The organism is Streptomyces sp. S6, assembly GCF_054880855.1.
Map to the genome: position 1 here is coordinate 1 of NZ_JBTYMC010000313.1, position 7604 is coordinate 7604.

Sequence of the window (7604 nt, forward strand, 5' to 3'; positions counted from 1 at the left end):
AGCGTCAGCGCGTGCGCCGGAGTCATCCCGAACTGCACGGTGCTCAGATCCCGCCAGCCGCGCCGCAGCGCCGGCTTCACCCTCGGATGCACGGCCACCACCCCCGTCGTCCACGTGGATGATCTCGCCCGTGGTCTTGGGGAACCAGTCGCTCAGGAGGGCGACGATGCCTCGGCCGGCCGGCTCGGGGTCCTTGAGGTCCCACTCCATCGGGGAGCGGTCGTCCCAGACGGAGGCGAGGTCGCTGAAGCCGGGGATGGACTTGGCGGCCATGGAGCCGAGGGGGCCGGCGGAGATGAGGTTGCAGCGGATGTTCTGCTTGCCCAGGTCGCGGGCCATGTAGCGGTTGGTGGCCTCAAGGGCGGCCTTGGCGGGGCCCATCCAGTCGTACTGCGGCCACGCGTACTGCGCGTCGAAGGTGAGGCCGACGACCGAGCCGCCGTTCTGCATCAGCGGCAGGCAGGCCATGGTGAGCGACTTCAGGGAGAACGCCGAGACGTGCATGGCGGTGGCCACGGACTCGAACGGCGTGTTGAGGAAGTTGCCGCCGAGCGCGTCCTGCGGGGCGAACCCGATGGAGTGGACGACGCCGTCGAGGCCGCCCAGCTCCTCGCCGACGACGTCCGCGAGACGGCTCATGTGCTCGTCGTTGGTGACGTCCAGCTCGATGACCTTGGTGGGCTTCGGCAGCTTCTTGGCGATGCGCTCGGTCAGCGTGGGCCGGGGGAAGGCCGTCAGGATGATCTCGGCGCCCTGCTCCTGGGCCAGCTTGGCGGCGTGGAAGGCGATGGACGCCTCCGTCAGCACACCGGTGATCAGGATGCGCTTGCCTTCGAGGATTCCGCTCATGGTGATCAGTGACCCATTCCCAGTCCGCCGTCAACGGGAATGACGGCTCCAGTGATGTACGAGGCGTCGTCGGAGGCGAGGAACCGCACCGTCGCGGCGATCTCCTCCGGCTGCGCGTACCGGCCGAGCGGCACCTGGGACACGATTCCGGCGCGCTGCTCGTCGGTGAGGACCTTGGTCATGTCGGTGTCGACGAAACCGGGGGCCACGACGTTGAAGGTGATGTTGCGGGAGCCCAGCTCGCGCGCGAGTGAGCGGGCGAAGCCGACAAGACCGGCCTTCGACGCGGCGTAGTTCGCCTGCCCCGGCGAGCCGTACAGGCCGACGACCGAGGAGATCAGGACGACGCGGCCCTTCTTGGCGCGCAGCATGCCCCGGTTGGCGCGCTTGACGACCCGGAAGGTGCCCGTGAGGTTCGTGTCGATGACCGACGTGAAGTCGTCCTCGGACATGCGCATCAGGAGCTGGTCCTTGGTGACGCCCGCGTTGGCGACCAGGACCTCGACGTTGCCGTGCTGCTCCTCGATCTCCTTGTATGCCTGCTCGACCTGCTCGGGGTCGGTGATGTCGCACTTGACGGCCAGGAAGCCGGCCGGAGGCTCACCTGAGCGGTATGTGATCGCGACCTTGTCGCCGGCGTCGGCGAAAGCGCGGGCGATGGCGAGGCCGATGCCCCGGTTGCCTCCGGTGACGAGAACCGAGCGGCTCAACGGATCACCCTTTCGATAGGGGTCTGAACACATCCGCCCGGACAGTCGGCTGGCAGGCGGCTTCCCCGAAAACCTATCCGCCCGGCTCCTTTCACCGACATTCGGGCACCGACAGTGGGTCATGACCCTGTCTGTGGGGTTCCTACAGTCGGCGTGGACGTGCTTCCAGGGAGGCGGGATTTCGGGGGAGCGCGCGCTGTGCGACATGATTCACTGCCTGCGACGGTCATCACAGGCGAGCACCCCGAAGGGACCCCTACTCGTGCCTCATGAGATCGATCAATCGTTTCTGGCCCTCCCGCTGCGGGCCCTCGCGGACGCCGCGCTCGCGCGGGCCCGGGCGCTCGGGGCCGAGCACGCGGACTTCCGGTTCGAGCGGGTGCGCAGCGCCGCGTGGCGGCTGCGGGACGGGCGGCCCGCGGGGTCGTCGGACTCGACGGATCTGGGGTACGCGGTCCGCGTCGTGCACGGCGGCACCTGGGGGTTCGCCTCGGGTGTCGACCTGAGCATGGACGCCGCCGCGAAGGTCGCCTCGCAGGCCGTGGCCATGGCGAAGCTGTCCGCGCAGGTCATCAGGGCCGCCGGGTCCGACGAGCGGGTCGAGTTGGCGGCTGAGCCGGTGCACGCCGAGAAGACCTGGGTGTCGGCGTACGAGATCGACCCGTTCTCCGTGCCGGACGAGGAGAAGACGGGGCTGCTCGGGGAGTGGAGCGGACGGCTGCTCGCGGCGGACGGGGTCGACCATGTGGACGCCTCGCTGCTGACCGTCCACGAGAACAAGTTCTACGCGGACACCGCCGGCACGGTCACGACCCAGCAGCGCGTACGGCTGCACCCGCAGCTGACGGCCGTCTCCGTGGACGGCTCCAGCGGCGAGTTCGACTCGATGCGCACGCTCGCGCCGCCGGCCGGGCGGGGCTGGGAGTACCTGACGGGCACCGGCTGGGACTGGGACACCGAGCTGGCGGAGATGCCGTCGCTGCTCGCCGAGAAGATGCGCGCGCCGAGCGTGGATGCGGGGCTGTACGACCTCGTCGTCGACCCCTCGAACCTGTGGCTGACGATCCACGAGTCCATCGGCCACGCCACGGAACTCGACCGCGCGCTCGGCTACGAGGCCGCCTACGCGGGCACCTCCTTCGCGACGTTCGACCAGCTCGGCAAGCTCAGGTACGGCTCCGAGCTGATGAACGTCACCGGTGACCGGACGGCCGAGCACGGCCTCGCGACCATCGGGTACGACGACGAGGGTGTCGAGGGCCAGTCCTGGGACCTGGTGAAGGACGGCACGCTCGTCGGCTACCAGCTCGACCGGCGGATCGCGAAGCTGACGGGGCTGGGCCGGTCCAACGGGTGCGCGTACGCCGACTCGCCGGGGCACGTCCCCGTGCAGCGGATGGCGAACGTGTCGCTGGCGCCGGACCCGGCGGGCATGTCGACCGAGGACCTCATCGGGGGTGTCGACCGGGGCATCTACGTCGTCGGCGACCGCTCCTGGTCCATCGACATGCAGCGCTACAACTTCCAGTTCACCGGGCAGCGGTTCTTCCGCATCGAGAACGGCCGTCTCACCGGCCAGCTCCGGGACGTCGCCTACCAGGCCACGACCACCGACTTCTGGGGTTCGATGACGGCCGTCGGCGGCCCCCAGACGTACGTCCTCGGCGGCGCCTTCAACTGCGGCAAGGCCCAGCCGGGCCAGGTCGCGGCGGTGTCGCACGGCTGTCCGTCCGCGCTCTTCAAGGGCGTCAACATCCTCAACACGACGCAGGAGGCCGGGCGATGAGCGTTCGCATCAAGGTCGGCCGGGGGTCCGGGGGTCGTCCCCCGGGCAAGCACAGTCTCAACACGACGCAGGAGGCCGGGCGATGAGCGCCGCCGTGAAGAAGCCGCACGAGATCGTCGAGCGGGCGCTGGAGCTGTCGCGGGCGGACGGGTGTGTCGTCATCGCGGACGAGCAGTCGTCGGCGAACCTGCGCTGGGCGGGCAACGCGCTGACGACGAACGGGGTCACGCGCGGGCGGACGCTGACGGTGATCGCGACGGTCGACGGCAAGGAGGGCACCGCGTCGGGTGTGGTGACCCGGTCCGCCGTCACGGCCGACGAGCTGGAGTCCCTCGTCCGCGCCGCCGAGGAGGCCGCGCGGGGCGCGGGTCCGGCGGAGGACGGGCGCCCGCTGGTGACCGGCACGCCCGCCTCCCCGGAGTTCACGGAGGCGCCCGCGGAGACGTCGTCCGCCGTGTTCGCGGACTTCGCGCCGGCGCTCGGGGAGGCGTTCGCCCGCGCGCGGGCGGGTGGGCGGGAGCTGTACGGGTTCGCCAACCACGAGATGGTGTCGACGTACCTGGGCACCTCGACGGGCCTGCGGCTGCGGCACGACCAGCCGAACGGCACGCTGGAGCTGAACGCCAAGTCCCCCGACCGCACCCGCTCGGCGTGGGCCGGGCGCTCCACGCGGGACTTCAAGGACGTCGACCCGGCGGCGCTGGACGCGGAGCTGGCCGTCCGCCTCGGCTGGGCCGAGCGCCGCATCGAGCTGCCCGCCGGGCGGTACGAGACGCTGCTGCCGCCGACCGCCGTCGCCGACCTGCTGATCTACCAGCTGTGGTCGCAGTCGGGCCGGGACGCGACCGAGGGGCGGACGGTGTTCTCAAAGCCGGGCGGCGGGACGCGGCTCGGTGAGCGGCTCACCGAGCTGCCGCTGACCCTGCGCAGCGACCCGAACGAGCCGGGCCTCGAATCGGCGCCGTTCGTCATCGCGCACTCCTCCGGCGGCGACACGTCCGTCTTCGACAACGGGCTTCCCGTCCAGGCCACCGAGTGGGTCGGCGAGGGGGTGCTGAAGAACCTCGTCACCACCCGGCACAGCGCCTCCCTCACGGGCCTGCCGGTCGCGCCCGCCGGGGACAACGTCATCCTGGACGGCGGCGGCTCGCAGTCCCTGGACGAGATGGTCGCGGCGACCGAGCGCGGGCTGCTGCTGACGTGCCTGTGGTACATCCGCGAGGTGGACCCGGCGACCCTGCTGCTGACCGGGCTCACCCGGGACGGCGTGTACCTCGTCGAGAACGGCGAGGTCGTCGGCGAGGTCAACAACTTCCGGTTCAACGAGTCGCCGGTCGACCTGCTCGGGCGGGCGGTCGAGGCGGGGCGGACGGAGAAGACGCTGCCGCGTGAGTGGAGCGACTGGTTCACGCGGGCGGCGATGCCGGCGCTGCGGGTGCCGGATTTCAATATGAGCTCTGTCAGTCCGGGCGTATAACCTCGTAGGCGGTGGCCGGTCGGCCGCCGGTTCGAGCTGTGATCTAGGAGACAGAGAACGTGACGGACATCGTCGATGACCTGAAGTGGCGTGGGCTCTTCGCCCAGTCCACCGACGAGGACGCCCTGCGCAAGGCGTTCGCGGACGGTCCCGTCACGTTCTATTGCGGCTTCGACCCGACCGCGCCGTCCCTGCACGTCGGCCACCTCGTCCAGGTGCTGACGGTGCGGCGGCTCCAGCAGGCCGGGCACCGTCCGCTGGCGCTGGTCGGCGGGGCGACGGGCCTGATCGGCGACCCCCGCCCGACGGCGGAGCGCACGCTGAACTCGCCGGAGGTGGTGGCCGGCTGGGTGGAGCGGCTGCGTGGGCAGATCGAGCCGTTCCTGTCCTTCGAGGGCGAGAACGCGGCCGTGATGGTCAACAACCTCGACTGGACGGCGGGGCTGTCGGCGATCGAGTTCCTGCGGGACATCGGCAAGCACTTCCGCGTCAACAAGATGCTCACGAAAGACTCGGTCGCGCGGCGGCTGGAGTCCGACCAGGGCATCAGCTACACGGAGTTCAGCTACCAGATCCTCCAGGGCATGGACTTCCTCCAGCTCTACCGCCGCCACGGCTGCACGCTCCAGCAGGGCGGCAGCGACCAGTGGGGCAACCTCACGGCCGGGCTCGACCTGATCCACCGCCTGGAGCCGGGCGTCGAGGCGCACGCACTGGCGACGCCGCTGATGACGAAGGCGGACGGCACGAAGTTCGGCAAGACCGAGGGCGGGGCCGTCTGGCTCGACCCCGAGTTGACGACGCCGTACGCGTTCTACCAGTTCTGGCTGAACGTCGACGACCGGGACATCTCGCGGTACATGCGGATCCTGTCCTTCAAGTCCCGTGCGGAGCTGGAGGAGTTGGAGCGGCAGACCGAGGAGAGGCCGCAGGCGCGGGCCGCTCAGCGGGCGCTGGCGGAGGAGCTGACGACGCTGGTTCACGGCGCGGGCCAGACGGAAGCCGTGATCGCCGCGTCGAAGGCGTTGTTCGGTCAGGGCGAGCTGACCGACCTGGACGCCGGGACGCTTGCCGCCGCGTTGTCCGAGGTGCCGCATGTCCAGGTCGCCGAACTGGGGCTCGTCGTCGACCTGTTGGCGGAGGTCGGGCTGGTGGCCAGTAAGTCGGCCGCGCGGCGGACGGTGAAGGAGGGCGGTGCTTACGTGAACAACGTGAAGGTCGCCTCCGAGGACGCCGTACCGGCGAAGGAGGACCTGTTGCACGGGCGGTGGCTGGTGCTGCGGCGGGGCAAGAAGAACCTCGCGGCGGTGGAGTTCACGGGCTGAGCCGACGTCATACGTGAGGGTGCCTTCCCACGGGAAGGCACCCTCTGTGCTGTCTCAGGTGCGCTGTTTGTTCCTGCCCAGCGTCGCCGAGTACGCCATGTCGCCCAGGAAGACGATGACGACGGCCGCGATCAGCTGGAAGGCGTGGCGGCCCCAGTCGATGCCTGGGGTGGCGTCGATGCCGACGGCTCGGGCGAGGGCGTTGCCCGCGATGGCGCCGAGGATGCCGAAGACGGTGGTCAGCCAGAGGGGGCTGTGCTGCTTGCCCGGGATGATCGCCTTCGCGAGCAGGCCCAGCACGAACCCCACGATGATCGCCCACAACCAGCCCATGGCTGCCTCCTTGTACGGATCGACGTGAGCATTGCCCCCAGTGTCGTGCCGGTCGCGGTACGCCGCATGTCGAGACCGGGGTACAGGGCTCGGCGCAGGAGGATCGCCCGGTCCCGAGATGCCCCGGTCTCGAAGGCTGCGCAGGTGCGGCGTACCGTGGAAGACGCCCGGGGGCCGGTTTCGCGTCCGGGGGAGTCGTAGCGGGCGGACGGTGGAGTGGGATGCGGAAGCAGGGTGCCGAGGGGAACGGCCAGGTGTTCCGGATCACCGGGGCGCGGCAGGGTCTCCAGGACGACGTGCGGGGGCGGCAGCGGCGGTACATCATCTCGATGTCCGTACGGACGGTGTCGGTGGTGCTGGCGGCGACCTTGTGGAACGTGGAGCGGCATGTGGCGATGGTCGCGCTGGCTCTCGGCATCCTGCTGCCGTACATCGCGGTGGTGATCGCCAACGCGGGGCGGGAGAACGCGCCGGGGCTGCCGTCCACGTTCGTCGCTTCGCCGGGGCGGGCTCAGCTGGCGCCGCCGGAGGATGCGGAATCGGGTACTACCGGGCGGTAATAGTGAACGCACTGTGCGTTCGCCGCGGACAAGGCTCAAGAAAAGCTCAGATCTATCTAGTTGTTCCGGTGCCATCCGGGCGCTGTGCCGTGACATACTTCCTACGCGCTCCGCATCCCCCGTCGGAGCGACGGACCGACGCCGGGCAGCTCCCCCCGTGGCTGCTCGGCGTCGCCTTTTTGTGCACGGGTCTGCTTCTGTACACGGGTCTGTGAGACGGCGCTGTGATCGACGAAACCCCCATCTGCTCGGCCAAGGGCTGCCGCACGGCCGCCGTGTGGGTGCTGGCCTGGAACAACCCGAAGATCCACACGCCGGAGCGGCGCAAGACGTGGCTGGCGTGCGAGGAGCACCGGGAGCATCTGTCGCAGTTCCTCGGGGTGAGGGGTTTCCTCAAGGACGTCGTCAGGTTCGAGGAGTGGGAAGCTCCCGAGGGGGCTTGACCGACTCCGGCTAGGGCGTGTTCTGGGTTGCGATCACGGGAGGGCTGGTAGGCTGCGTAACCAGAGGATGGATCCGCGCAGGTGAAGTCCGGCGGCGTAGCTCTCGGGTGTCTTGTCGTAG

7 protein-coding genes and 1 pseudogene are annotated in these 7604 nt (G+C 69.9%); 5 read left to right on the top strand and 3 right to left on the bottom strand.

Going from position 1 to position 7604, the window contains the following annotated elements:
* Positions 1–102: 102 nt before the first annotated feature.
* Positions 103–849 (bottom strand): annotated as a pseudogene (fabI, locus tag ACVNF4_RS29500) (enoyl-ACP reductase FabI); the annotation flags it as partial.
* A 5-nt stretch (positions 850–854) separates the two neighbouring features.
* Positions 855–1559: a 3-oxoacyl-[acyl-carrier-protein] reductase gene (fabG, locus tag ACVNF4_RS29505; protein WP_461805936.1), complete on the bottom strand. Its 705-nt coding sequence runs from the start codon at positions 1557–1559 to the stop codon at positions 855–857.
* Positions 1560–1821: 262 nt separating this feature from the next.
* Between fabG and ACVNF4_RS29510 the strand changes: the two genes are divergently transcribed.
* The 3 genes from ACVNF4_RS29510 (at position 1822) to tyrS (ending at position 6147) form a co-directional block, all read left to right on the top strand.
* Positions 1822–3345, top strand: coding sequence for a TldD/PmbA family protein (locus ACVNF4_RS29510; protein WP_461805937.1), 1524 nt, complete (start codon positions 1822–1824; stop codon positions 3343–3345).
* Positions 3346–3427: 82 nt separating this feature from the next.
* Positions 3428–4822: a metallopeptidase TldD-related protein gene (locus ACVNF4_RS29515; RefSeq protein ID WP_461805938.1), complete on the top strand. Its 1395-nt coding sequence runs from the start codon at positions 3428–3430 to the stop codon at positions 4820–4822.
* A 59-nt stretch (positions 4823–4881) separates the two neighbouring features.
* Positions 4882–6147, top strand: coding sequence for a tyrosine--tRNA ligase (gene tyrS / locus ACVNF4_RS29520; protein WP_461805939.1), 1266 nt, complete (start codon positions 4882–4884; stop codon positions 6145–6147).
* Positions 6148–6201: 54 nt separating this feature from the next.
* Here the strand turns inward: tyrS and ACVNF4_RS29525 are convergent, their stop codons facing one another.
* Positions 6202–6480, bottom strand: a complete 279-nt coding sequence (locus ACVNF4_RS29525) for a GlsB/YeaQ/YmgE family stress response membrane protein (RefSeq protein WP_461805940.1) — start codon at positions 6478–6480, stop codon at positions 6202–6204.
* 221 nt (positions 6481–6701) lie between these two features.
* On the opposite strand from ACVNF4_RS29525, the gene ACVNF4_RS29530 reads away from it, so the two are divergent.
* Together ACVNF4_RS29530 and ACVNF4_RS29535 are read left to right on the top strand one after the other, a co-directional pair.
* The gene (locus ACVNF4_RS29530) at positions 6702–7040 is read left to right on the top strand and encodes a DUF3099 domain-containing protein (RefSeq protein ID WP_461805941.1); all 339 of its coding nucleotides are present in this window, start codon (positions 6702–6704) and stop codon (positions 7038–7040) included.
* A gap of 224 nt (positions 7041–7264) precedes the next feature.
* Complete coding sequence (locus ACVNF4_RS29535; protein WP_461805942.1) at positions 7265–7483, top strand: hypothetical protein; 219 nt, start codon at positions 7265–7267, stop codon at positions 7481–7483.
* The last annotated feature ends 121 nt before the right edge of the window (positions 7484–7604 follow it).